This is a genomic window from Bradyrhizobium sp. OAE829 (assembly GCF_040546575.1).
In the GTDB taxonomy this organism is placed as follows: Bacteria; Pseudomonadota; Alphaproteobacteria; order Rhizobiales; family Xanthobacteraceae; genus Bradyrhizobium.
Map to the genome: position 1 here is coordinate 8100536 of NZ_JBEPOE010000001.1, position 23684 is coordinate 8124219.

Consider the following 23684-nt stretch of genomic DNA (forward strand, 5'->3'; position numbering starts at 1 on the left):
TGGAAAGGAGGCAAAGCACCGCTTTCTGCGTGCGCTTTGCGGCAGGACGCGCTTGGGACGTGCCCTGCAAACCTTGGTTCCGGCCTAGGATGCCGGTTCGAAGCCCGGCCGGCCGGAAAGAATTACTCGTAGCGGGCGTGTTTCGACGGCCGGCGCCCTGAGGGCAGAGCGAGCACGACGAGGCAGAGCGCTACCATCATCAGCCCGATGAATTCGATGGCAAAGAGGTTCAGCGAAAACCCGTCCACGGCAATCTCTCCCCAGTACGGTCGTTAGAATTGTCGGGAGTGGATTGAGGGGATGTTAATCGAAATGGTTAAGCGCCGGGTCCGTCCGGCAATGGTGGACGGGCGCTTAAGAAGTGGGGTTAACGGGGCGGGGGCGAATGCAACTTTGGGGCGAAGCGATTTGTCAATGAAGCTGCGCCATGTAGGGCATTGAAGGGTGAGTGCTCGCGCTCGTCTCATGGGGTTTGTCCGAATGAAGCGGCTCGGCATCGCCTTAGCTCTGATCGCCGGCGCAGTCGTGTTCTACGTGACGGCCTATCCGAGCCTGACACTGCGATACCGACTGACGCTTGAGGCGCAGGTTGGCGACGAGCCCAGGATCGGATCGGGTGTTATCGAAGTCACCTACAGCAAGGTTGTTCGGGTCTGGGCCACGACGGACCTCTCGATTGACGTCAGGGGTGAAGCGGTCGTGCTCGATCTCGGCTCCCGCGGCATGTTGTTCGCGTTGCTCGCGGCAGACACCGATAGCCGATCTATCCCGGAGTCTATCATTCTGCGCGCGTACAATTTTGACGGCGGCGCGTTCCCGGGACCGTCCGTCGAAGAAGGCCAGAAGCAGCTTCGGCGCCTCTCGGGCAAGCGCGAACTGCCGCTGGACAGTCTTCCCATGCTAGTCCGGTTTCGCGATCTGAACGATGCGATGACAGTGGAGCGAGTCAGTCCGCTCAACATCGGGGAGCGTTTCGGCGCAGATGCCAAGCTGGTTCGCGCCACGCTGGAGATCGTCCCTGCCGGGGTTTGGCCGCTCAATGCGTTCGGTATTACGGGGCAGCCGACTACGACGGGTATCGAACGCAAATTGCCTTGGTGGAACGGTCCGTTCCCATGGGAGAAGCCGATGGGCAATGGCGTTTTCATCGACACGCGCATGGAAGCCATCAAAGCGAACAAGATAGAGTTCAAACGAGGATAGCGAGTAGCCCGCACCAGCGCAGCGGTATGCGGAATGAGAACTCGGTAAGGAAACGGACGAGGGAAACGCGCTGCTTCCGCTAACGCCCGCGATCAGGCGCATTCGCCGCCGAGGACGGGCAGCTCCCCGGACCAACACTTCATACCGCCTGCATTGGGCCGGCGTGCTCGGCAGCAGCGGTCGCTTCGCGCTCCAAGGGCAGGGTGAAATGAAAGGCGGCGCCGCGCGGTTCGTTGGCGTCGGCCCAGATCCGTCCGCCCTGCGCTTCGATGATCGAACGGCAGATGCTTAGTCCCATGCCGAGGCCACTGGACTTGGTCGTGTAGAATGCGTCGAAGAGGTGCTCGAGGATCGCCGGATCCAGTCCTGGACCGGTATCCTGCAAGCTGACGAGCACGCCGTTCGGGGCATCTGCGGCGGTGCTGATCAGCAACTCCCGCGTCCCTTCGCCGGCGCCGTTCATCGCTTCGATGGCGTTGATGATCAGGTTGAGTATCACCTGTTGCAGCTGGACCCGATCGGCCTGAATGAGCGGCAGGCCCTCTGCGAGTTGCGTCCGCACCCAGACGCCGTTCTGCACCGCTTCGCCGCGGGTCAGGGCTATGACCTCGAGGATCGCCTGGTTGATCTCCAGGCGCTCCTTCCGCGGGGGAGCTTTCTTGATGAGGGCCCGGATCCAGCCGATGACGTCGCCGGCACGCTTGCCGTCCTCCGTGATCTGACTGAGGATCTGCCGAACCTCGCCGAGGTTCGGTGGCTGAGTGGCTAGCCAGCGCACGGCGGCCTGGGCGTTGAGCACGGTCGCGGCGATCGGCTGGCTGACTTCATGGGCGACCGAGGCCGTCAGCTGCCCCATCGTGGCGACGCGATTGGCGTGGGTGAGTTCTGCCTGCGCGGAGCGCAAGGCCTCTTCGGCCCGCTTGCGTTCGGTGATGTGCCGCCCGACGCCGCGGTAGCCGACGAAGCGCCCAGACTCGTCAAACATCGGCAGCCCCGAGACGGATACGTAACGCTTGCTGCCGTCGGGGGCAGGGCGCGCGAGTTCAAAATCACGGAACGGCAGGTGGGCATCGAGCGTCTGCCGGTGCTTGCGCCAGGCCTCTGCGTCGGGCTCCAGGTAGGGCACTTCCCAGCGCGTCTTTCCGATCTCGGCGCCCCACGCCGGTGCATCGGTAAGGCTCTCCGCGAACTCCTGGTGCGTAAAGCGATGCTGCGTGTCGGTCTCCCAGTACACATCGAATGAGAATTGCACGAGGGTGCGAAAGCGCTCCTCGCTCTGCCGCAGCGCCTCGACCGCCTGCTTGCGCTCGGTCAAATCGAGGGCGAAGCCAACACCTTGATTTGTAGCTCCCTCGAACATCGTCGCGCCGATCAGCACCGGAACGCGGCTTCCGTCTTTGCGCACGTACTCTTTCTCGAAGGGTTGCGCAGTCCCGATCCGACTGAGCTCCGCAACGGTACGCGCGTCGCGCTCGCGCCATTCCAGCGGCGTCAGCATTGTCCGGTGCAGGCGACCCGAGATTAGATCCTCCCGGTCGTATCCCACCATGCGGAGAAACTCATCGTTGGCCTCAAGGATGCGCCCCTCGACTTCCCAGATGATGATCCCGATGATGTTGGAGTCGACCAGACGCCGGATCTTCCTGTCGCGCTCTTCGATATCGCTCTGGAGCTGGACATTCTCCTCGGTCGCTTTTCGCCGCCGTCTCGCTTCGAACCGTGCGAGCGCCAGCGCGGCCGCTGCCAGGACCGCGACAACGACGACAGCGGTCGCGATCAGCCAGGCTTTGCGTTGTTCGAGTGCCTTGGCGCGCTTCTCCTGATCCACGCGCAGGAATCGCTCGTGGTCCACCATCTGGTCGATTTGCGACCGGATCTCGTCCAGGCTGCGGATCATCGCCAGCGCCGCCGGCCCGGAGCTGGTTCGGGCTGTGTTGACGATGTCGTCGATCTCGCGGAGCTTGGCTGCAACGGTCAGCGCCAGATGTCCGGCACGATGGTTCTGCAATGGATCGCTCGCTACCAGAGCCTGTAGCGACTGGGCGTCCCGGCGCACGCTTTCGTCGGAGACGCCGTAGGCCTTGAGATATGACGGGTCGAGGGTTAGCAGATACCCGCGCCTTTGGGCCTCCACGTCGGCGATGACTGTCCGCAGCCGATCCAGCGTCTCGAGCACCTGGCGACCACGCTCGAACAGGAGATCTGCCGCTTGTCGTTCCTGCCAATATCTGAAGCCGAGAAACCCGGTCGCGACAACCACAGTTAGAAGAACCGCGACCACCAGCGCCAGCGGACGAGCAAACCACCGAGAGGACTGGCTCAGAGTGACTGACATTGGCCTGGTCTTCGATGCTCGCGTGAGCGATTATTTTCTGATGCTGACACAGAACATTGCTAGTATAATGAAAATATAGCCGCGGTCCGCGGGATGCGACGGGAACCGGCAAGCTCCACCGTGCAGATTACACGCAAGGGGCCAGCACGTCACGGGTAAGGCCCGCCCGCTTGTTGTGAAGGCCGATCCCCGGCAGGAGCAACCACATGGCTCCAAACCACATGGGTCCAGGTGAAAAGTTTCCGGGCAGTCAACCAAGCTCGGCCAGCCGGCGGAGCTTCGTCAAAGGATTGGGCGCGGCGGGGGCGACATTGCCGGCCCTCGCCATGCTGCCGCGGTGGGGTTTTGCGGAGGATGCCGCCGCGAGCTATGCCAAGGCTGCGATTGATTGGAAGCAATTTGCCGGGCAGACGATCACGCTCGCGGGCGCAATCCATCCCTGGTCGAACGCGATCACTCCGCTTTTGTGGGACTTCACCAAGCTCACCGGTATCACCGTCTCCACCGACTTCCGGTTGGAGACCGCCTATCTGGGCGCGCTGCCGATACAGCTCAACCGTGGCAGCAGCACCCCCGACGTCTTCATGTGGACGACGTATGGTCAGGGCATCTCGGCAGGATGGCTCGAGCCGCTGAACGCCTATTATTCCGACAAGTCGCTGACCGATCTCGGCTGGTACGACGAGAGCGACCTTCTCAAGACGGCCCGCGCCTTTCCGCTGTGGTCGGACCGCGAACGCTACGCCGTCCCGATCACCTCCGAGGCGGTGACCTTGTTCGTCAACAGCGATGCGCGAACGGCCAGGAACCTGCCGATTCCCCAGACCTTCGAAGCGCTGCTTGCCACCGCCAAGGCGGTCAAGACCAGCGCGATGTCCGGGATTGCCATGCGCGCGCAGGCCGGCGGCAATTCGTCGGTGCCGGCCATGAGCTTCGTGTTCTCTTACGGCGGACACATGGTAAAGGACAACAAGGCCGCTTTCGCGAGCCCCGAGGCCATCGCGGCCGTCGAGATGTTCGGACAGCTGCTCAGTCAAGCCGGGCCGGTGGGCGTGGGCAGCTATGAATGGTACCACGTGCTGGACGACTTCCTTCAAGGAAGGACGGCAATGGCCATCGACAGCAGCAATTTCGCGACCGACATCTCCAATCCCGCCAAGAGCCGCGTGACGAAGCAGGCCGAGTTTGCGGCCTTTCCGCATGCCGCCGGGCACGCATCCGTCCCCTTCATGTCGCACTGGCAGGCGTGCATTAATTCCAAATCGCGAAACAAGCGGGCCGCCTTCCTGTTTCTGATGTGGGCGACAAGCAAGGCGACCTCGCTGCAGACCGCCGCGGCGGGGCTCGCGACGACACGCCTGTCGGCCTGGTCGAGCGAGGACTTCAAGAAGGCGTTCGGCCCGCAGGCCGCCGCAGCGGCGCTGACCAACTTGCAAAATGCCGACGTCGACCGTGCGAAGGCTATACTTTTCCATCCGCAATCGAGACCCATCATGGACGCCTTCATGATCGGCGTGAATGAAGTCGTCTCGGGAGCGAAATCGGCGAAGGCTGCCATGACCGCCGCCGCCGAGAAGGCCAATGCGGTGATACGCGGATAGTCAAGTCGGCTTTTGGGGTCGCGGACTCCGGCGGGGAAAAAATATAGTGCCGCTTGGCGTCAATCCGTTCCGCCGTGAAAGCTGTCCATCCAATACCGCGTCTGTGCGTCGGTCCAACCGGGAACAGCATAGCCCCTGGTGGCAGCAACGGGTTGGGTCGAGCGTGACTGGCCCGCATGCGGTTTGGAGTGCTGCACCTTTGCTGCGTTGGCAGAAGCACAGAGGGCGATCAAGAGGCCCAAGGCCAAAACAGCGCGCATTATATTTGCTCCAGCAAGCCGTATTGCGTCAGGTAATGCGCGGGCCGCACCGCCGCAATCCGTAGCGGCTTCACGATTCTGTGGCGCTTGCGCCAAAACAGATTGCGTCCCTCGCTGGTGCCAAGGCCTGCGCGGGATCAAGATGGTGCAACAGCATCACGGATTCCGGTTCGATCGGGCCGCGCCCGACACCCGTTCCACGCACCGACTTGAGTGTGACGTCCGACACAGCGGCCTGGCGCGCCGCGGATTATCAATCTCTTACGAGTGGCGGGGACAGTCCTTCCACCGATAACGGGAGCGACTGATATGACCAAGCTGAACCCTGAAGCGCGCGAACTGAATGCTGCCGAACTCGACTCCGTCTCGGGCGGATTCATCTGGATCCCGGTCGTCGTGGTTGCCTTCGCCACCGGCACCGCGATCCGCATGGGCATCGATGCGGTGGTCGACAAGGTCACCAAGTAAAAGTCCTGCAGCGCCTTTCGGAGACGTTGGTTTCTTCGGAAGGCGCACGCAGCGAGCTGCCTGCATCAGCGCAGCGATATACGGGATAAGTGTTTGCTGACTGTTTGTTTCGCGCCCTCGGGCGCCACGGTTTCGAAAGCCGTCACACCATCAGGTCGTGCGGCGCATGAAAAGCGACGGCGCTCGCCAACGGTTCGAGAGCGAAACTGCTGGTTCCTGCGACATCTTCGCTCGGGCTGATTGCCGCTTGGGCAAAATCCACATCAAAGGGATCGATGATGCTTGAGCCGCCGACGCCGGAAATCCCGTCGTTGAACTGGAATGAGTCGCCGGCGGCCGAAGCCTTGAATTCGAAACCGTCGTTGGCGCCCTGGATGGTGATCTTCACCACCTGGGCGGTGCCGTCGATGGTGGTGACCGTGAAGCTGTCGCAAAGGGTGTCGCAGCTATTGAGCGCGTCCACGGTGCAGTTGGCGTTGTCGAGCGTGTAGGTCCACACGCCGGCCGCCGTCATTGTGAAGCTGCCATAGCCGCCAGCGCTCGCCTCCGGCCAGCAAACCGGCGTGAAGGCATTTGGCGCATTGTCGACGTCGGTGTTCTCGAGCGTGCCGCAGGCGACCGGCTTGCCTTGATCATCACAAGCAGCCTCGACCACACACCCGGCGGTGGTGCCGTAGATGACGGCCGGGTCGTTGGCGCCCTGGATGGTGACCTTCACCACCTGGGCGGTACCGTCGATGGTTGTGACGGTAAAGCTGTCGCAAAGGGTGTCGCAGCTGTTGAGCGCCTGCACGGTACAGTTCGAATTGTCGAGCGTGTAGGTCCACACCCCTGCCGCCGTCATGGTGAAGCTGCCGTAGCCGCCCGCGCTCGCCTCCGGCCAGCAAACCGGCGTGAAGGCATTGGGCGTATTGTCGACGTCGGTGCTGGTGAGCGTGCCGCAGGCGACCGGCGTGCCGTGGTCATGACAAGCAGCCTCGACCACGCTTCCGGCTGTGGCGCCGGAAATGACGGCCGGGTCGTTGGCGCCCTGGATGGTGACCTTCACCACCTGGGAGGTACCGTCGATGGTTGTGACCGTGAAGCTGTCGCAGAGCGTGTCGCAGCTATTGAGCGCCTGCACCGCGCCGTTGGTGTCGTCGACCGTGTAGGTCCACTTGCCATCCGTCGTCATGGTGAAGGTGCCATAGCCCCCCGCGCTCACGGTCGGCTCGCCGACGGCCGTAAAGGTATTGGGCGTATTGTCGATGTCGGTGTTGGTGAGTGTGCCGCACGCGGTCGATTTCCCGTGTTCATGGTGCCCGGCCTCGGTCACCGACCCGGTAGTGGTGCCGTAGATGACGGCCGCGTCGTTCGCTCCCTGGATCTCGACCGTCACCACCTGCGGTGTGCCGTCGATGGTGGTCACGGTGAAAGTGTCGATCAGCGTCTTCCCGACGTTGAGCGCCTGCACCGCGTGGTCGCAATCGTCGACTGCGTAGGTCCACACGCCGTCCGCGGTCAATGTGTAGGTGCCATGGCCGCCCGTGCTCTCGGTCGGCGAGTCGACCGGCGTGAAGCTGTTCGGCGTGTTGTCGACATCGGCGGCCGTCAGCGTGCCGGTCGCGCTCGGCGTGCCGCGCCCGGCGCTGCCCGCCTCGATGACCGCGCCGGCCGTGGCGCCGGAAATGACGGCCGCGTCGTTGGCGCCCTGGATGGTGACCGTGACCAATTTGGCGGTGCCGTCGACGGTGGTCACGGTGAAGGTGTCGGTCAGTGTGCCGCCGACATTCAGCGCCTGCACCGCGCTGTTGGTCTCGTCGAGCGTGTAGGTCCACTCGCCATTCGCCGTTATGGCGAAGCTGCCGTAGCCGCCCGCGCTTGCAGTGGGCGTCTCGATCGCCGTGAAGGTATCGTGTGGATTGTCGACGTCGGTGTTGGTGAGCGTGCCGGTCACGGTCGGCGTGCCCAGCGCGCGGTTGGCGACGCCACTGGCCTCGACCGTTGAACCGGTCGCGGCACCTGAAATGATGGCCGCGTCGTTCGCGCCGTTGATGTTGATCGTGAAGGTCTGGCTGGCTGCGAGCGCGCCCTCAGACACCGTGACGGTGAAGCTCGTGGTCGTGGGCTGCGTCAGCGCATTGATCGCGTGACTGTCCGGAACGAAAGTGTAATCGCCGGTCGTGCTGTTGACGTAAAGCGTGCCGAAAGGGCCCGTCTGCGAGACATCGAATGTCTCCCCATCCAGTACCGTGCTGCCGGCGGTCCCGCCGCTGATGCCGTAAGTCAGTGTGGCGCCGTTGCTACTGCTGGCAACGAAAGTGCCGCTCGTCGCAGTGAAGGTGTCAAACGCCGAGGTGTCGATTTCGGTCGGCCCTGTCACGGCATTCAGCGTCGGTGGGTCAGGCGGCCGGGCTGCGATAATAATTTGGGTGGAAGGGAAGCTGGGCACCGGCAGCGGCTGGAACGAACCCCCCGCGGGGGAGGGGACGTCAGTCTCGATAAAGTTGATCGGTTGCACCGGCAGCCGATCGACCAAAGGAGGTGTGCTCGACCCGGATGACTCCATGCCTTTCGCAAGGGTGGCGAGCGCTTCCTGCTGCGCTGCCTGCAACTCCGCCATTCGCGAGGATGAATTTGTGACCTTGCTGACATTGAGCGAGGATCCTTCGAGGCGCAGGACGATTGTTTCGCCGGGATCCTCAACGAAGAAGTGCCGCGGGATAGCCTCTTTGGTCACAAGCTCGAAGGTTCCGTGCTCCAGATCCTTGTAGGTTATGTTGCCGTCGTCCAGGAAAACGACATTCGGGTCCGCGGCTCCGGCTTCCTTCATCATGGAGAAGGTCAGCGCTGTGAGCCACAGGATGCCGAAACGGGCGTGCGTGCGGCCCGAAATGCCAGGAAAGGGCCTGTCGGCATGCGGGCAATCGCTCGTTGCCCCCTGGCCGGGGAGGCGGCCATGGGCTTCGGTCTGAACATTGCCGATGACGCGGGGAAGCCGCTCCGCTGCCGCGTCACGATCGTCCCCGGTTTTGGCGTGGGACCCTGCGAGCATGAGTTCCGCCCCGGTCTGCCGCTACCAGTTGCGCAATCAGGTGAAAACATTTGGCGCGGTCAGCCAAAGACCGACCGTCGAAATCTTGTGTGCCAAAGTAGCGCAAACATTTTGGAGAGATTAGGAAAGTCAGCACAAGGCCCGCGGCGCAAAAGGGGTACTCCTTTTGGGGGAGGTGGCGCGGAGCGACCCGGTCCGGCATAATATTTAATCGCATCCATTGTTGCCCTGGCCAGCGGTTCAAGGAACCGGTTGGCCACACGAACGAAATTTGCTCGGGAAGGGCGGATCATGTGCAACCACACACTTGCCGTTTTGCTGACGGGCTTCGCACTGGCGATCGGCGGATCTTTCCCAGGCCCGGCTCAGGCGCAACGCGGTTCTGCGACGCCCGCGGTCCAGGAGGTCGCATCCAAACCGATTGGAAAAGTCGTCGTCGCGACAGGTTCCGTCACCATCGAACGCGCCGGTGCGACCGTCATTCAGGTTCGCGCCGACGCCCTGGCCAGTCAGGCGAAGGTTGGTGATATCGTCTATGAGGGCGATGTGGTCGCGACCGGCGCCGACGGCCGGGTCGGCATCACCTTTACGGATGGCACCGCGTTCAATCTGTCGAGCAACGCGCGCATGGCCTTGAGCGAGTTCGTGTATGACCCAAACGGGAAGTCCAACAAGACCTTGCTCAGTCTGACCAAGGGAACCTTCACGTTTGTTGCGGGCCAGGTCGCGAAGACCGGCGATATGAAGGTCGATACCCCGGTCGCGACAATGGGGATTCGTGGCACCACGCCACACGTCGAAATGTCGGACGACGGGACATTCAAGTTTTCCACACTCATTGAAGAAGGCAAGAGCAAGGTCGTGCGAAAGCCCGGGGAGACCGGCGGCGGCGCCATCCGAACCAATGGCTCCCGGGTCAAATCTGAAAATCTGTCGGGGGTGCTAGGCGGTCGGCCGCACATTCCCTTATTCCAGGACCCGGAAGCCTGACATGGAATCCAGCGCAAGCGGACGCATTGTCCTCGGCCTGGCGCCGATCCTCGCCTTGCTGCTGTTCGGATCACCGGCGGCGGCACAGAACCCGAAGAACAACACCTATCTCGGGAATCTCGAGCTGTGCAACGGTTCGCACCGCGCCTCGCTTGAGCACCGGATCAATGCTTGCACGGCGCTTATCGGATCGGGTCAACTCACGACGGCCTCGTTGGCTGTCGCCCACAACAATCGTGGCAATGCCTATGCCTCAAAGGGCGACTACGACCGCGCCATCCCCAATTTCGATGAAGCGATCAAGCTCAACCCAGGCGATGCCCGCCCGTTCAACAACCGGGGTGCAATGTACCTGAAAAAGGGCGAATACGACCTCGCCATCCAATCTCTCGATCAGGCGATCAAGCTCAATGCCAACTACGGCAGAGCCTTCGTCAACCGTGCGGGAATCTACCTGAAGAAGCACGAGTACGATCGCGCGGCGCGGGACTATGACGAGGCGGTTCGCCTTCAGCCCGATCTGGCGGCCGGATGGAGCGGGCGGTGCTGGACACGTGCTGTCCTCGGGCCGTTGGAAACCGCGCTGGCGGACTGCAACAAGGCGCTTCAGGCGGGACCCAACATTGCCGAAACGTACGACTCGCGGGGGCTGGTCCATCTGAAGATGGGCCAGCTCGACGCGGCGATCGTGGATTATGATTCTGCGCTGCGAACCGAGCCGAAGCTGGCGAGCGCGCTCTATGGGCGCGGGCTTGCCAAGCTCAGGAAGGGCGACAAGGCCGGCAGCGATGGCGATATCTCGGCGGCCAGGACAATCCAGGCCAGCATCGGCGATCACTTCACGCACTATGGCGTGGAGTAGGGACGACGCAGCTTGGAAGCTCGCCGAGGACGCATCCCGGTACCCCGATCCGCCCAAAAAAGGGAAAAATCAAGGTTATCTGCAGCTCATCTGAATGCCGGCTCGAAGCTTCGAAGGCCGGTTTGGGCCATGGTGGCCAGCATGAAACGAAGAGATTTCATAACGCTTGTCGGTGCTGCGATGGCTTGGCCGGTCGCGGCACTGGCTCATGATCCGACAAGGGTCTATCGCATTTTCTGGGTTTCCACCGGGTCCCAGCCCGACCCGTTCCTCGACGGGTTCCGCGAAGGATTGCGCGCACGGGGCTATGTCGAGGGCAAGAACGTGGCCCTGGAATTACACTACGCGCCCGGCAATCCGCAGGCACTGCGCGAGGTGGTATCGAACGTCCGGCGCGGCAACGTCGACCTTGCCGTGTCGAGCGGCCCGGCGACCCGCGCGCTGACGGAGGTAACGGATGTTCCGGTCCTGTTTGCGCTGAGCGGCGACCCGGTGGCACTCGGCCTCGTCAAGAGCCTCGGAGAACCCGGCGGCAATTTCACCGGCTCGACCTTCCTGTCGCTTGACGTGGCGGGGAAGCGGGTGGAGCTGCTGAAGGAAATCTTTCCGACCCTGCGCACCCTGGCGGTCCTGTCGAACAGTCTTCATCCGGGAGAACAATCGGAGTGGCGCGCGACCCAGGACGCCGCCCGGCAACTCGGCATCACGCTGCTCTATGTTCCCTTTGCCGGCGCGAACGAGCTGGACCACGCGCTTGGACTGGTGGGAGACGCGCATCCGGATGGGTTGCTTGTTTTTCCGGATGTTCTGACGCTGGTGCACCGCGCCAAGATCGCCCAGCTCGCCATCAAGCATCGGCTGCCTTCGATGTTCGGATGGAGCGAGTATTGCGATGCTGGCGGGCTCATCAGCTATGGCGCGAACCAGCGCGCGACCTATTTCGCGCTTGCGACCTACGCCGACCGGATCCTGCGCGGCGAAAGCCCCGCCACGCTTCCTGTTGTGCAACCCACCAAATTCGAGCTGGTCGTCAATCTCCGGACGGCTGAACTGCTCGGTATCGACCTGGACAAATCCTCCATCCTGTTTCGCGCCAACAAGGTGATCGAATGAGGCCGGCACATCGCATCGTGAAGTGGAGCTCCAGTTGCCGGGCGTCATCCGCGTGACCCGGCCGCGGCGCTCCCTGTTCGTCAAATACTTCGTCACACTGTTTGTCGCAGTGGTGGTGCCGCTCACACTTGGCTCGGTGATCCAGGCATGGTTCGCCTTTCGCGACCATCGCCTTCATCTCAACGAAGTGCTTCAGATCGAGGCCCGCGCTGCAGCCGACCGGATCCAGACCTTTACCGACGGCATACGGGATCAGCTCGGCTGGCTCGTGCAGTTTCCCTGGACCCAGGGCGAGGACGACCGGCGCAGGGTCGACGGGCTGCGGCTGCTGCAGCAGGTGCCGGCGATCGTTTCGGTGTCGCTGGTTGACCCGACCGGCACCGAACGCGTGTTCGTATCCAGGATGAGTCTGAACCGGACCGGTCGAGGTACGGACATGTCTGATGATCCCGCGGTGGTGGGGGCGCGCGCGAACCGGGTCTGGTACGGTCCTGTGCGATATCAGCGCGATTCAGAGCCCTACATGCGGATCGCCGTCGCGGGAAACCGCGCGGCCGCCGGAGTTGTCGTTGCCGACATCAATTTGAAACTGATCTGGGATGTCATCGCGGCGATCAAGATCGGCAGCACCGGCCACGCCCTTGTCGTCGATGACGCAGGGCGCCTGATTGCTCACCCGGACATCAGCCTGGTGCTGCGCAGTGGCGCGGGGTCAGGCGAGTTCAGCCGGCTCAAATCGGTTGTGTCGGCTGCCAATGGATCGGCGGTCGTCACCACAGGCGATGACGGAAGAGATTTTGTCGCGCTCTCGGTACCTGCCGCGAATGTGGGTTGGACCGTGATTGCCCAGCAGCCGATCGTAGAGGCGTTTGAATCCATGCGCGCGACGCTGTGGCGTTGCCTCCTGTTCATCGCCGTCGGAACCGTTTTTGCGTTTGTGCTCGCCTATTGGCGTGCATCCCGGATGTGGGTGCCGATCCGCAAGCTCGAGGAGGGGGCGGAACGGATCGGAATGGGACAGCTCGATCATCGCATCGCGATCGAAAGCCGCGACGAACTTGAGCAATTGGCGGTCCGATTCAACCAGATGGCGGAAGAGCTGGGAGCATCACAGCAGAAATCCGAGCGCATCAATCGCCTGAAGCAATTCCTTGCCCCACAGGTCGCCGAACTGGTGGAGCACTCCGATCCGCGGCTGCTCGATGGACAGCGCCGTGACGTGGTTGCGATTTTCGGCGATCTGCGCGGCTTCACCGCGTTTTCCGCCCGCGCCGAGCCCGAGGCCATTCTGGCCGTGCTGAGGGAATATTATGAAGCCATTGGCGCCGTCACGGCCCGCCATGCCGCCACGCTGATCCGCTTCGCCGGTGACGGCGTGATGGTTCTCGTCAACGCGCCGGTCAGGTGCGAGGACCCGGCGCATTGCGGCATCAGGCTTGCGATCGACATGCAGGCTGCGGTGCAATCCCTTGCCAACAACTGGTCCGCCGGTGGCTGCACCGTGGGCTTCGGCGTGGGCATCGCGATGGGACCCGCGACCGTCGGCACCCTCGGCTATCACGGGCGCCTCGACTACACGGCGATCGGAAACGTCGTCAATCTGGCGTCACGGCTTTGCAGTCTGGCTGACGACGCCGAGATACTGGTCGACCCTGTCATCACCGAACAGGTGAGGGATCGCATCCCGCTGGCCTCGATCGGAAAGCAGCTGATCAAGGGTTACGATCATGCGCTTGAGGTGTTTGCCGTTGTTCGCAGCGATCCATCCGTCCGGCATCTTGGCTGTCAACGCCAGCCTGCCTGCGTTCCATCCGTCGGGACGGGATTTGGCAGACCCGTACCAGAGCTTTCTTCGACGAATATCGGATGAGTTCGACATTGTGCCCGCGCGTTCAGCAGTATGCGGGAACGGCGCGCGGATTTCGCGGAGCCCTTGATCAGCGTCGCTGCGCCGACCATTGGCTCATCCGGGCAGCTTGATATATCCCGTCGCCATGTCTTCTAATCCCACCCAACTCAGCAAATTCCTGAGCTTCGTTCTCCGCCACAAGCCTGACTCGATAGGTCTGGTGCTGGATCAACAGGGCGACGCGCGCCGATGGGCGAGAAGCAAACCTCAAACTGCGAATGCTCGAGGCCCGCTTCAATCCGGTGTTGGGTTCACTTTACCAGCTAAACAATGACCCCGTGATAGGTGCCGCTAAACGCTCGGAGGCGTACTTGCTCGTAGCGAGTTTGGCAGCAACTCGGAAGATGATCAGCGTTCGTAACGGATTGCGATGCATCTTGTTCGGGCAGTCCCGGCCCCGACTGCCGCTCGAAACGGTATCCCGGGCGCTGTCACACCTTCGGCCGTCGAGAGCCGCCACGAGCAGGTGCACAAGCTGTCGGACGATATGCTGTCGTCGATTGGCGTAGAACGCCGCAACGACCAATAAGCGACGATGCCTATCCCAACGCGGAAGCTTGATACAGATCAAGGCCTCATGCCGGCTCCGCTCTACCCTCGGTCACGCGCCTGCAAGCACAACTGAGGATACCCAACGGCGCGACCGTGTTGGTCAGTGGGGGCATGGGGGTGAGGACGCCGAAACGCCTGCTGGACGAACTGGTCAGGCAAAGAAAGTCAGAGCTCTCCATCATCGGCAATGAAAACTATTCGCCTTCGCGGAACGCATTCGGGCTGGCGGCTGTGGCCTGGGAGGCGCTCTAACGCCGACAGGCGTCGGCCATGGTCGAGGAGGGCAAACGAAAGATCGAGGTCGACGGCAAAAGCTCTGTCCTCGAGAAGGCTTGGTGGCAGATTCGTCGGAATTACCAGATGAAGAAGCATGCTTGGTATGTGACGTTCGAAATCCCATGGAAAGGTACAGCGGTCCGAAGCCGGCGGTCTCGATCGACGGAGACATTCGAGACCGAAATGGAAGCTAAGAGCTTCGCACGTGCCAAGTTCGACGAGGGTTTGGTCGTGACTGCCGGAACGATCATTCCTCATTTGCCGAGACGCGCTATCGCGTCGGGAAACATTCCGTCCTGGCTTGACGAAGGACGGGAGCAAGGCAGCGGCGACGCGTCGCAAACCCCTGACACGCAGTCAGGGAAGATCGAATGACCGCAAGCTCCAGCAGAACTCATGTCGTTTGCCGTATGCACGATGATCAACACACGACATGAATTGCGGCGAAATCCAGTCGAAAATCTGTCAAGTGCCGCGCGCCAATTGCCCTTGAGTGTTGCCATTTTGGCACGGGCACTTAGGCCCAACGTACGTAGGATTCACGTGCAAGTTGGAATCAATGCAGCAAACCACCGTTGGCGGGGACAAATTAGAAGCCGACGGAAATGGAGAGAAAAATGAAGAATTTTCTGTTGGCTTCCGTTGGTCTTGTAGCCTTGGTCGGCATGGCCGCCCCCGCATCCGCTGCGGATATGGCCGTCAAGGCACGGCCACCCGCGCCGGTAATCGTTCCGATTTACGACTGGACCGGCTTTTACATCGGCGCCAATGGCGGCTGGGGCCAGAGCCGCAATTGTTGGGATTTCGTTGATGTGGCAGGCGTCGTCTTCGCCGATGGCTGTCGCGAGCGCTCGGGGGGCCTGATCGGCGGCCAGATCGGCTATCGCTGGCAAGCCAATCAGTGGGTGTTTGGCCTGGAAGCTCAGGGCGATTGGGCGGATCTCAGCAACCAGCGCGTCAGCATCCTCAATCCTCTGTTCTCCACCCGTACCTCGACCGATGGTATCGGCCTATTTACCGGCCAGATCGGCTACGCCTGGAACGCCGCGCTGCTGTACGTAAAGGGCGGTGCGGCAGTGACGAGCAACCGCTTCAGCATCCTGAGCACGGTTACCGGCGCGGAACTGGCCTCAGCCAGCGCGACCCGGTGGGGCGGCGTCGTGGGTGTTGGACTCGAGTATGGCTTCGCACCGAACTGGTCGTTCGGTGTTGAATACGACCATTTGTTCATGGGCGATGCCAACAATTCGTTCTCGGTCGCCAATCCGATTGTTGCCGGAGCGCTCAACCGGATCACCCAGGACGTGGATATGGTCACCCTGCGCATCAACTACCGCTTCGGCGGTTACGGAGCGCCGGTCGCGGCCCGCTACTGATCAAGGGCTTGTCTTCAGCAAGCCTTGGCCCCGGCACCTTGCCGGGGCTTTTTTTTGAGTGCGAATGGGTGCTGCCGCTGCCTGGCGAGTCCCACAAAAGGCCGTCAACGGCGCTTGACCCAGATCAACGCGCCGGACGCATCAACGATGCGTCCTGCCCGGATAGCCTATCTGCTGTCCGTCGTCGGCATCCATTGTCCCGGTGAGGAGGATACTATGCCCCAGGTTCTAATCATCGTTAGTTGGCTTGGCGTTGCGAACGGCGCGGTTATTACGACACAGGAATTTAACAGTGCAGAGCGGTGCGACGCGGCCCGGCAGGCATTGATAGAGTACGCGAAGGCCCGAAGCTCTGACGAGACGCTTAGGACGCTCTGCATCCCAAAGTGAGGAAACGAGCGGTTACCGTTGTACAATTGGTTGGCGGCTCATTCTGCCTGGTAACAAACCGCCCCGACACAGTTGATCAGTGCTGCTTACCAATTGATTTGTATCACCGCACCCTGGATCGGCGTGGGGCTGGTTGACGGCAAGACTCCAAAAGCGGAATGCTCGCCGGAGGACATCGTCATGCCTATGTGTCGGTCGCCTCAGACCCCTTATGCACTGTTTCAAGCGGGCAGGCCTCCCGCCAACGACAACCACCCGCCGGCAAGAATTGGTATCGGATCTTCTCGCAAGACAAATCGAACCGTCAAGGCCGGCTGGCAGGCAATTCTCATCCTCTGCGTCGCCACACTACTGCTACTTTGAACGATTGATTTGTCATGCTTGTAGCGTCCGCACCTCGTGCATTTGGCCCGAAGCTGACGAAATGACCAATGAGGCTACTGACTTTCCTCATTGTTTGCTATGCGGCTGCCTGGCCAAGACGGACGGTCTGTTGAGGATTAGGACGTGGACTCATAACGCGCGGCTAGCCAGAGCCGAATAGATGCGAGTTGGACGAATGCAAGGTAGTTTCCCGCAAGCCTGTCGTAGCGCGTCGCCACACGACGACATTGTTTGATCCTGTTGAAGAACCGCTCGACCTAGTTGCGAGCCCGGTAGAGATAGGGGCTGAAACAGATCGGATCGGTGCGATTGCTTTTTGGCGGGATGTTGGCCCAGGCGCCCTTCTTCATAGCGAGTTCTCTGATCCAGTCGGCGTCATAGCCACGGTCAGCAAGCAGCATTGACCCGGCTTTCAGGCGCGAGAGCAGTTTTCCAGCAAGTCGAACGTCGTGTGCTTCGCCGGGACTCAACTCTAACCGTACCGGCAAACCATTCCTATCGACCACTGCGTGGATTTTACTCGTCAAGCCGCCGCGGGATCTCCCCATCGATTGGCGCCGATTCCTAGTGATGCAGGCTCCATGCTGATGCACGCGGACAATCGAGGTGTCGATCATTTGGACAGCGTCATCGTGGGCAGCGGCAAGTGCGTCTATGATGCGGCCCCAAACACCAGCCCGCCGCCAACGGACGAAGCGGTTGTAGCATGTGGTGTACGGACCAAACATCTCGGGCAGATCACGCCAAGGTGCTGCAGAGCGCAAGACCCAGAAGATGCCATTGAGGACACGATGGTCATTAACCCGAGGAATGCCACGCGGCTTGTTCGGCAGCATGGGCTTGATAACAATCCACTCATAATCGGCGAGTTCGTACCGCATGATTCGAGGTCCCAGTTGAGCGTTTATGGGTTAGAAGCGGAAATCAGCCAGCCGACAATCTCCGCTTAAACCGTCGAAAATGACCCGAGGCGGACATTGCGGCGGTAGAACTTGAAGAGGTATGCAGGCGCGGAGAGCGACACAATGGTCAGCGAAGGCGTGCTGTACGCCGAGCCTGCCGTCGACGAGATAAAGGCGTGAGGGAGCAACTTATGTCTGACAAATATGCCGTGGTCGGCAATCCGATCGACCACACCAAATCGCCGCTGATCCATCTCAGCTTCGCCAAAGAGACGGGGCAGGATATCGACTATGTCGCGATTGAGGCTCCTATCGGCGGCTTCAACGAAGTGGTGGCCAAGTTTCGGCGCACAGGGGGGCTAGGTCTCAACATCACCGCGCCGTTCAAACTGGACGCGTTCGCGTATTGCACCGATCTTAACGAGCGCGCCCGGCTCGCTGGTGCCGTCAACGCGATGAAGTTCGAGGTAGATCGGGTGACCGGAGAGAACTTCGACGGCGTCGGCCTTACCAACGATATCACACGCAATCTCGGCCGCTTGATGAAGGGGCGCCGGGTGGCGCTGCTCGGCGCGGGAGGCGCAGCACGCGGCGTTGTGCTGCCGTTCCTCGAGCAGAGACCGGCGGAGCTGGTCATAGTAAACCGCACCGCAACTAAGGCGGAAGAGCTTGGGCGTCAGTTTAAGCAATATGGGCCGATTACTGCCATCGGCTATTCGGCCCTCGCCGACAAAAAACTTGGCCGGTTCGATCTAGTCGTGAACGCAACCTCTGCCAGCCTGCGCGGCGAGCTTCCGCCGATGAGCCCAGAGGTCTTTGGCGACGACTGCCTTGCCTATGAGTTGCTATACGGAAAGGGCCTTACGCCATTCCTCCGGCTGGCGCGGAACGCCGGCGTGAAGCGGCTTGCGGACGGGGTCGGTATGCTGGTCGAGCAGGCGGCGGAGGCGTTTGTGTGGTGGCGTGGCCTCCGTCCTGACACCAGGACCACAATTAAAAAACTTACCGTGCCGCTCGAATAGTCCAATCAGAGAAACTTCGGGCCCCATGCAAAAATCGTCAGCCGATGTTGGTCGGCTGCGCCTCCCACGCTCCGCATGACGCTTCTAAGATATTGTCGGCTCGTCATTGATGTCGCCTAGTGGCCCATCGCCACATACCGCGCTTTCGCACGAACTTGGTCGCTATAGGAGCAAAGCGGACGTAGTCACCAGTCACATGACGCCGTCGGGTTTATAGGTACACGGCCTAATACAACGCCGAGCAGTCTGAATTTCTGCCTCAGTCGCGCCCTTGCTGCGAGCCCACGCCTCGGCAGCCGGCACGCTATGGCGCGCCCACCACCCTGCGTCTTGAACCTTGGTAGGATCGGCGCAGCAGCGCGAAGAGGCTGCCGCCCGTCGCTGCGCCAAGAAGGTAGACGACAGCGACCAAAACCGCGAGCGGTACGCGAGCATCGAAGCCAAACACCGACATTGTGATGATCTCGAAATTCTGCAGCGCGAAAATGATCGTCGCTGCGGCGAACAGAATAATGACGCCGAGGTAGATCCAGCGCATGAGCACCTCCTTCGTCGAGAAACCGCTCTGGATAAGGTACGAGCCCACGACAGGATTGCGGCTGCCGTCACCAGATGGCGGTGTTGCCAAACCAGCCGAATTGCGGCTGCCGCGCGACGAGGAGCGAGCGGGGCGGGGCGTGCCGCTTCACGATTTTGCGTGGCCGTTGCTGCCTCAGTTCTCGCTTTCCCAGGTCGGACGGTTGTATCCGCTTCGCATCGGATGGCTGCATCAACGCAAACGCCTCGCGTTCCCGCTCCTTTAATGAAACGTCGGTGACCGGCGCAGGACTGGCGATGCCGTGTTCCGCGATCGCAGCCTGTGCGGGAACGATCGTCGGAAGGTTGGTGTCGAAGACGATGCGCTCCGGCCATTTTCGGTCGGAATGAATGCGGATAACGGGCGCGTCGACGTGTGAACTCTGCATGACCGGCAGTCTGGTCAGGCATGCGTCCAGAATGAACACCAGAGTGAGCAATACTCCGCCGACATACAGGAAGTATCGCGCCAGGGGCATAAGCTACTCCGCCACGGCGCCGCGTCCGCTTCGAGGCCGATTCGGGTGCGGTCGTGTGTTGGCAAGAGCCGCCTTCACCTCGACGTCGAGCAATCCGCGACGTAACGAGGTGCTGTTGCGGCAGGAAAGGTCCGATCAGCGCCGGCCAATGCGATCCACCGGGCCGCCGCGGTTGGTGGGGGTGCCGACACGGCCGACGCCAGGCGTCGCCACCGCACGCGCGACCGGCCGCGGGCGCAGCACGACGCCTGCCCTTACGGTGCAGCCTGCTGGATAGTCGACGTATTGGCAGTATATGACGGCGCTGGCCGGTTTGGTCGTTGCAGCCATGAGGCCGGCAATCAGCAATGCCGACAATGTGATCGAGAGTTTCATGGTGTTTTCCCTGAGTCTGAGGCACCAGCTTCGATGCAGCCCTCTCAAGGGGCAGCCAGTGCCGCTGCAAGACTGACCACGGTCCATTCGGCCGGCTTGATATAGATCAATTGTGCGAATGTTGTGTGTGGCCGCTACTTGGGGCCATCCTCGCTTCGCGCGCTCCCGCATCGCCGCTCGCCAGCAAGCTCATGCGCAATACCTCAAAGATCACTGCCGTTGCCAAGTCCATCCGCGCGGCGCGCCAACCTTATGACGGCCAACATCACCAAGGCAGGGATGGTCAGATATCCGCGAGCAACGAGCCCGGATGGGGTGCGTTGTTCTGGATCAAGATTTCCCCGCCATGCTTCAGTTCGGTAGCGATCGGAATGCGGTGCGCGAGGATCGTACAACTGGCGTGTGATATCGCCGGGAACGTCGGGATCTCCGATTGAACGATTCTCAACTACGCCGGGAATCAAGAAGTCGGGTCCGACTTCTCCCGCCAACTCGCCGTGATGCCGGGATCGGTTTTTCTTCGGCAGCGCCGCGGCTTCTCTGTTTCGACAGCCGGGACCAGTTCTCGGCCTCGGCCATCCAAAGAATTCGATTTTCCGGTTCTCGCTCGGCGAGCCGCCTGCATAGCGTAGCGCGCAGGTCAAACTCCAACTGATCAGTCATTGGCCCCCTGCCTGAGGGAGAAATCATTGTCACATGTTTACGACAAGCGCGCTGCCCGGACTATTGTCCCAATGGTCAATGTCCCCACGGGCAATTGACGCTGATGGACGGAAAATCCGAAGTCATTGCCGTTCCAATACCTTTGATCTGAATCAAGATCGGGCGCTCCGAAACGCAACGATATGCATTTGCTGCCGTGTTCCATGCACCATGGAGAAGACCATGAAACGACGCGATCAGTTGCACGCCCGGTACCATGGTCAAGCTCGATGACGGCCTCATGCACGTCTGCCAATGAGTTTCCGGAACGCAACCGGGGCGGCCCTAAGCCGCCTCGGTATATTCATGGACCCTAAGGGAGAACAACAATGCTCAGATTGATCGCTACGGCCGGCTTCGCCTTGTTCGTTGCAACATCTGTACAAGCCATGACACCTGCGCCGCCTCCCCAGGTGGACGCTATGGTAACGCGAGTTGCCGTCGGCTGCGGGCCAGGTAGAACGAGAGTCAGCGGCGTATGCGTGGCACGGACGACCGTCCGCCAGACCCGCCGGGCTGTCCGCAGGTGTGTGCGGTGGCAGGGCAGCACTTGCGCATCATACCAGTGAACATACCAGGCGTGTTCTCGATCTAACGCTTGTCGGCCCCGTCAAACGCTCGAATGTCGCAGCAAGCGAGTAGCCCGCATGAGCTTAGCGACATGCGGGATCTGTGCGAGGCAGACCCGGATATCGCTCCGCTCATCCGGGTACGGGCCACTACATCTAGCCCGACGGGCAAATCACTTCTGATTTACGGAAGTCATGTCAAGCCCCGAAATAAAAAATATTTCGCTTTTACAGAACGCAAATCAGGTGCATATCTTTGCCCATCCCGTCCTACTCAGAAGGGCGTCGGCCGTCGTCACGGACGTTGGACGGGTTGCGGTGGACGCTAGTTTACGCAGAGACGACGGCGTGGATAAGCGTACGGCAAAACCGTGTGGTCCTGGCGCCCGTTGCAGGCGTCAAGCCGTCGGCTAGGCGCAAGCTGAACCGGCGGTTACGGAGTCAACCCAGAACTCGTCTCCGGGGAGAGCACGGCATAAGCCGTAAAGCCATTGCGCAGGGAAGGCCGGGTGTTCACCGCTGCCCTGTATGCTCGTGTGCAGCCTACTTAGTGCAAACCGCACACGAGACCGCGGGTGCAGCGCGCACCCGGTCTTCCCTGCGCCCTCTTACGAGAGGGCGGGAAGTTTCTGGCAAAGCTCGGGCGCAATGCGCCGCGAGATCGCGAACACACATTCAACTGTCATCACCCGCGCAGGCGGGTGATCCAGTATTCCAGAGGCCCTCATGATTGAGCCGATAGGCCGCGGCGTACTGGTGCGCGGGGATGACATTGGAGGAGGCTGCGATACTGCCCCTAAAACCCGGCGGATTCCGCCCAAAACCCCATACTTAACAAACCCGTAATGGCCCGGGCCGAAACCGCCTTGATCCGACCAAAAAGCCGTTGTTGGTTGGCCGTGCCGGAGCCCGGGACGCCGATTCACCTGAATTTGGCTGATGATAGCGAGAAGGATCGCAAATGCGCAGGAATCTCACCTTTCTCCTCGGCACGGTCACCGGCGCCTGTTTGACCTTTCTGGTCGCCGGACCGCAGGGGGCGCATCTGGTTGCGGCCGCCAAGGCTGCGGCTCGCACCGACGGAACCTATTCGCAGCTCAATCTGTTCGGTGACGTGTTCGAGCGCATTCGCGCCAGCTATGTCGAGAAGCCCGACGATTCCAAGCTGATGGAGGGCGCCATCAACGGCATGATCTCCTCGCTCGATCCGCATTCGCGCTACATGAATGCGAAGGGCTGGAACGACATGCAGGAGACCACGCATGGCGAATTTGGTGGGCTCGGCATCGAGGTCACGATGGATGACGGCCTCGTCAAGGTGGTGGCGCCGATCGACGACACGCCCGCCGCCAAGGCCGGCATCATGTCGGGCGATCTGATCACGCAGATCGACGATGATTCCATTCAGGGCATGACGCTCGATCAGGCCGTCAGCAAGATGAAGGGGCCGGCCAACAGCAAGATCCGCCTGAAGATCGTTCGCAAGGGCGCGGATACGCCGGTCGAGGTCGCGATCGTGCGCGAAATCATCCGGGTGCGCCCGGTGCGCTTCCGCACCGAGGGCGGCGATATCGGCTATATCAGAATTACCAGCTTCAACGAGCAGACCACCGACGGCCTGCGCAAGGCGATCGCGGATATCACAAAGGCGATCCCGTCCGACAAGCTCGTCGGCTACGTCATCGATCTGCGCAACAATCCGGGCGGCTTGCTCGACCAGGCGGTGTCGGTGTCGAGCGCCTTCATGGGGCGCGGCGAGGTGGTCTCGACCCGCGGCCGCACGCCGGAGGAAACCCAGCGTTTCGTCGCGCGCGGCGGCGATCTGACCAAAGGCAAACCGCTCGTCGTGTTGATCAACGGCGGATCGGCATCGGCGTCCGAGATCGTGGCCGGCGCCTTGCGCGACCACAAGCGCGCCACCATCATCGGCACGCGTTCGTTCGGCAAGGGCTCGGTGCAGACGATTATTCCGCTCGGCAAGTCCAACGGCGCGCTGGCACTGACGACCGCGCGCTATTTCACGCCGTCCGGAAAATCGATCCAGGCCCAGGGTGTCACGCCTGACATCGAGGTGCTGCAGGACGTGCCGGACGAATTGAAGAACCGTGCCGAACTGAAGGGCGAAGCGTCGATGCGCGGCCATTTGGCAGGCGACGGCGCCGAGCAGACCGGTTCGCAATCCTACGTGCCGCCGTCCGAAAAGGACGACAAGGCGCTCGGTGCCGCCTACAATCTGCTGCGCGGCGTCACCGTTAACGCCAATGCACCGGCGGTTGCGTCGTCGAAGCGGGCGGTGCCGAACTGAG

Annotated in this window: 16 protein-coding genes and 3 pseudogenes; 12 read left to right on the plus strand and 7 right to left on the minus strand. The window is 61.5% G+C overall.

Annotated elements, in window-relative coordinates:
* Positions 1-122 precede the first annotated feature (122 nt).
* Positions 123-248, minus strand: coding sequence for a hypothetical protein (locus ABIE49_RS38435; RefSeq protein WP_283815164.1), 126 nt, complete (start codon positions 246-248; stop codon positions 123-125).
* 232 nt (positions 249-480) lie between these two features.
* On the opposite strand from ABIE49_RS38435, the gene ABIE49_RS38440 reads away from it, so the two are divergent.
* The gene (locus ABIE49_RS38440) at positions 481-1203 is read left to right on the plus strand and encodes a hypothetical protein (protein ID WP_192739581.1); all 723 of its coding nucleotides are present in this window, start codon (positions 481-483) and stop codon (positions 1201-1203) included.
* Positions 1204-1342: 139 nt separating this feature from the next.
* Here ABIE49_RS38440 and ABIE49_RS38445 read toward each other — a convergent pair whose 3' ends face one another.
* Complete coding sequence (locus tag ABIE49_RS38445; RefSeq protein ID WP_192739580.1) at positions 1343-3538, minus strand: PAS domain S-box protein; 2196 nt, start codon at positions 3536-3538, stop codon at positions 1343-1345.
* A gap of 311 nt (positions 3539-3849) precedes the next feature.
* On the opposite strand from ABIE49_RS38445, the gene ABIE49_RS38450 reads away from it, so the two are divergent.
* Both ABIE49_RS38450 and ABIE49_RS38455 read left to right on the plus strand, forming a co-directional pair.
* Complete coding sequence (locus ABIE49_RS38450; protein WP_354067246.1) at positions 3850-5139, plus strand: ABC transporter substrate-binding protein; 1290 nt, start codon at positions 3850-3852, stop codon at positions 5137-5139.
* Positions 5140-5708: 569 nt separating this feature from the next.
* On the plus strand, positions 5709-5867 hold the full coding sequence (locus ABIE49_RS38455; RefSeq protein WP_192739579.1) for a hypothetical protein: 159 nt from the start codon (positions 5709-5711) through the stop codon (positions 5865-5867).
* A 142-nt stretch (positions 5868-6009) separates the two neighbouring features.
* Here the strand turns inward: ABIE49_RS38455 and ABIE49_RS38460 are convergent, their stop codons facing one another.
* Positions 6010-8901: a VCBS domain-containing protein gene (locus ABIE49_RS38460; RefSeq protein WP_192739578.1), complete on the minus strand. Its 2892-nt coding sequence runs from the start codon at positions 8899-8901 to the stop codon at positions 6010-6012.
* Positions 8902-9192: 291 nt separating this feature from the next.
* On the opposite strand from ABIE49_RS38460, the gene ABIE49_RS38465 reads away from it, so the two are divergent.
* The 7 genes and pseudogenes from ABIE49_RS38465 (at position 9193) to ABIE49_RS38490 (ending at position 15979) form a co-directional block, all read left to right on the plus strand.
* Positions 9193-9891, plus strand: a complete 699-nt coding sequence (locus ABIE49_RS38465) for a FecR family protein (RefSeq protein WP_354067249.1) — start codon at positions 9193-9195, stop codon at positions 9889-9891.
* Between the two features lies 1 nt (position 9892).
* The gene (locus ABIE49_RS38470) at positions 9893-10753 is read left to right on the plus strand and encodes a tetratricopeptide repeat protein (protein ID WP_192739577.1); all 861 of its coding nucleotides are present in this window, start codon (positions 9893-9895) and stop codon (positions 10751-10753) included.
* A gap of 141 nt (positions 10754-10894) precedes the next feature.
* Positions 10895-11866, plus strand: a complete 972-nt coding sequence (locus tag ABIE49_RS38475) for an ABC transporter substrate-binding protein (protein WP_192739576.1) — start codon at positions 10895-10897, stop codon at positions 11864-11866.
* Positions 11867-11900: 34 nt separating this feature from the next.
* The gene (locus tag ABIE49_RS38480; protein WP_210337505.1) at positions 11901-13736 is read left to right on the plus strand and encodes a cache domain-containing protein; all 1836 of its coding nucleotides are present in this window, start codon (positions 11901-11903) and stop codon (positions 13734-13736) included.
* Between the two features lie 124 nt (positions 13737-13860).
* Positions 13861-13953: pseudogene (locus tag ABIE49_RS40145) on the plus strand (RNA 2'-phosphotransferase); the annotation flags it as partial.
* 431 nt (positions 13954-14384) lie between these two features.
* A pseudogene (locus tag ABIE49_RS38485) lies at positions 14385-14660 on the plus strand (CoA-transferase); the annotation flags it as partial.
* 560 nt (positions 14661-15220) lie between these two features.
* A complete protein-coding gene (locus ABIE49_RS38490) occupies positions 15221-15979 on the plus strand; it encodes an outer membrane protein (protein WP_192739575.1) in 759 nt (252 codons plus the stop codon).
* Positions 15980-16869: 890 nt separating this feature from the next.
* Here the strand turns inward: ABIE49_RS38490 and ABIE49_RS38495 are convergent.
* Positions 16870-17634 (minus strand): annotated as a pseudogene (locus ABIE49_RS38495) (IS5 family transposase).
* A 212-nt stretch (positions 17635-17846) separates the two neighbouring features.
* Between ABIE49_RS38495 and aroE the strand changes: the two are divergent.
* Complete coding sequence (gene aroE / locus ABIE49_RS38500; protein ID WP_192739574.1) at positions 17847-18677, plus strand: shikimate dehydrogenase; 831 nt, start codon at positions 17847-17849, stop codon at positions 18675-18677.
* 304 nt (positions 18678-18981) lie between these two features.
* On the opposite strand, the gene ABIE49_RS38505 is transcribed toward aroE, so the two are convergent.
* The 3 genes from ABIE49_RS38505 to ABIE49_RS38515 form a co-directional block, all read right to left on the minus strand.
* Positions 18982-19215, minus strand: coding sequence for a LapA family protein (locus tag ABIE49_RS38505; RefSeq protein WP_192739573.1), 234 nt, complete (start codon positions 19213-19215; stop codon positions 18982-18984).
* Positions 19216-19282: 67 nt separating this feature from the next.
* Positions 19283-19732: a hypothetical protein gene (locus ABIE49_RS38510; protein ID WP_192739572.1), complete on the minus strand. Its 450-nt coding sequence runs from the start codon at positions 19730-19732 to the stop codon at positions 19283-19285.
* A 135-nt stretch (positions 19733-19867) separates the two neighbouring features.
* Positions 19868-20107 carry a hypothetical protein gene (locus ABIE49_RS38515; RefSeq protein WP_192739571.1) on the minus strand — a complete coding sequence of 80 codons (240 nt, stop codon included), beginning with the start codon at positions 20105-20107 and terminating at the stop codon, positions 19868-19870.
* Between the two features lie 2232 nt (positions 20108-22339).
* On the opposite strand from ABIE49_RS38515, the gene ABIE49_RS38520 reads away from it, so the two are divergent.
* Positions 22340-23683: a S41 family peptidase gene (locus tag ABIE49_RS38520; RefSeq protein WP_192739570.1), complete on the plus strand. Its 1344-nt coding sequence runs from the start codon at positions 22340-22342 to the stop codon at positions 23681-23683.
* Position 23684: the final 1 nt, after the last annotated feature.

Coding starts and splice junctions, on each gene's coding strand:
- ABIE49_RS38490 (WP_192739575.1), top strand. CDS start 15,221: ATGAAGAATTTTCTGTTGGCTTCCGTTGGTCTTGTAGCCTTGGTCGGC.
- ABIE49_RS38465 (WP_354067249.1), top strand. CDS start 9,193: ATGTGCAACCACACACTTGCCGTTTTGCTGACGGGCTTCGCACTGGCG.
- ABIE49_RS38510 (WP_192739572.1), bottom strand. CDS start 19,732: ATGCCCCTGGCGCGATACTTCCTGTATGTCGGCGGAGTATTGCTCACT.
- ABIE49_RS38440 (WP_192739581.1), top strand. CDS start 481: ATGAAGCGGCTCGGCATCGCCTTAGCTCTGATCGCCGGCGCAGTCGTG.
- ABIE49_RS38455 (WP_192739579.1), top strand. CDS start 5,709: ATGACCAAGCTGAACCCTGAAGCGCGCGAACTGAATGCTGCCGAACTC.
- ABIE49_RS38460 (WP_192739578.1), bottom strand. CDS start 8,901: ATGCTCGCAGGGTCCCACGCCAAAACCGGGGACGATCGTGACGCGGCA.
- ABIE49_RS38445 (WP_192739580.1), bottom strand. CDS start 3,538: ATGTCAGTCACTCTGAGCCAGTCCTCTCGGTGGTTTGCTCGTCCGCTG.
- ABIE49_RS38475 (WP_192739576.1), top strand. CDS start 10,895: ATGAAACGAAGAGATTTCATAACGCTTGTCGGTGCTGCGATGGCTTGG.
- ABIE49_RS38520 (WP_192739570.1), top strand. CDS start 22,340: ATGCGCAGGAATCTCACCTTTCTCCTCGGCACGGTCACCGGCGCCTGT.
- ABIE49_RS38470 (WP_192739577.1), top strand. CDS start 9,893: ATGGAATCCAGCGCAAGCGGACGCATTGTCCTCGGCCTGGCGCCGATC.
- ABIE49_RS38505 (WP_192739573.1), bottom strand. CDS start 19,215: ATGCGCTGGATCTACCTCGGCGTCATTATTCTGTTCGCCGCAGCGACG.
- ABIE49_RS38515 (WP_192739571.1), bottom strand. CDS start 20,107: ATGAAACTCTCGATCACATTGTCGGCATTGCTGATTGCCGGCCTCATG.
- aroE (WP_192739574.1), top strand. CDS start 17,847: ATGTCTGACAAATATGCCGTGGTCGGCAATCCGATCGACCACACCAAA.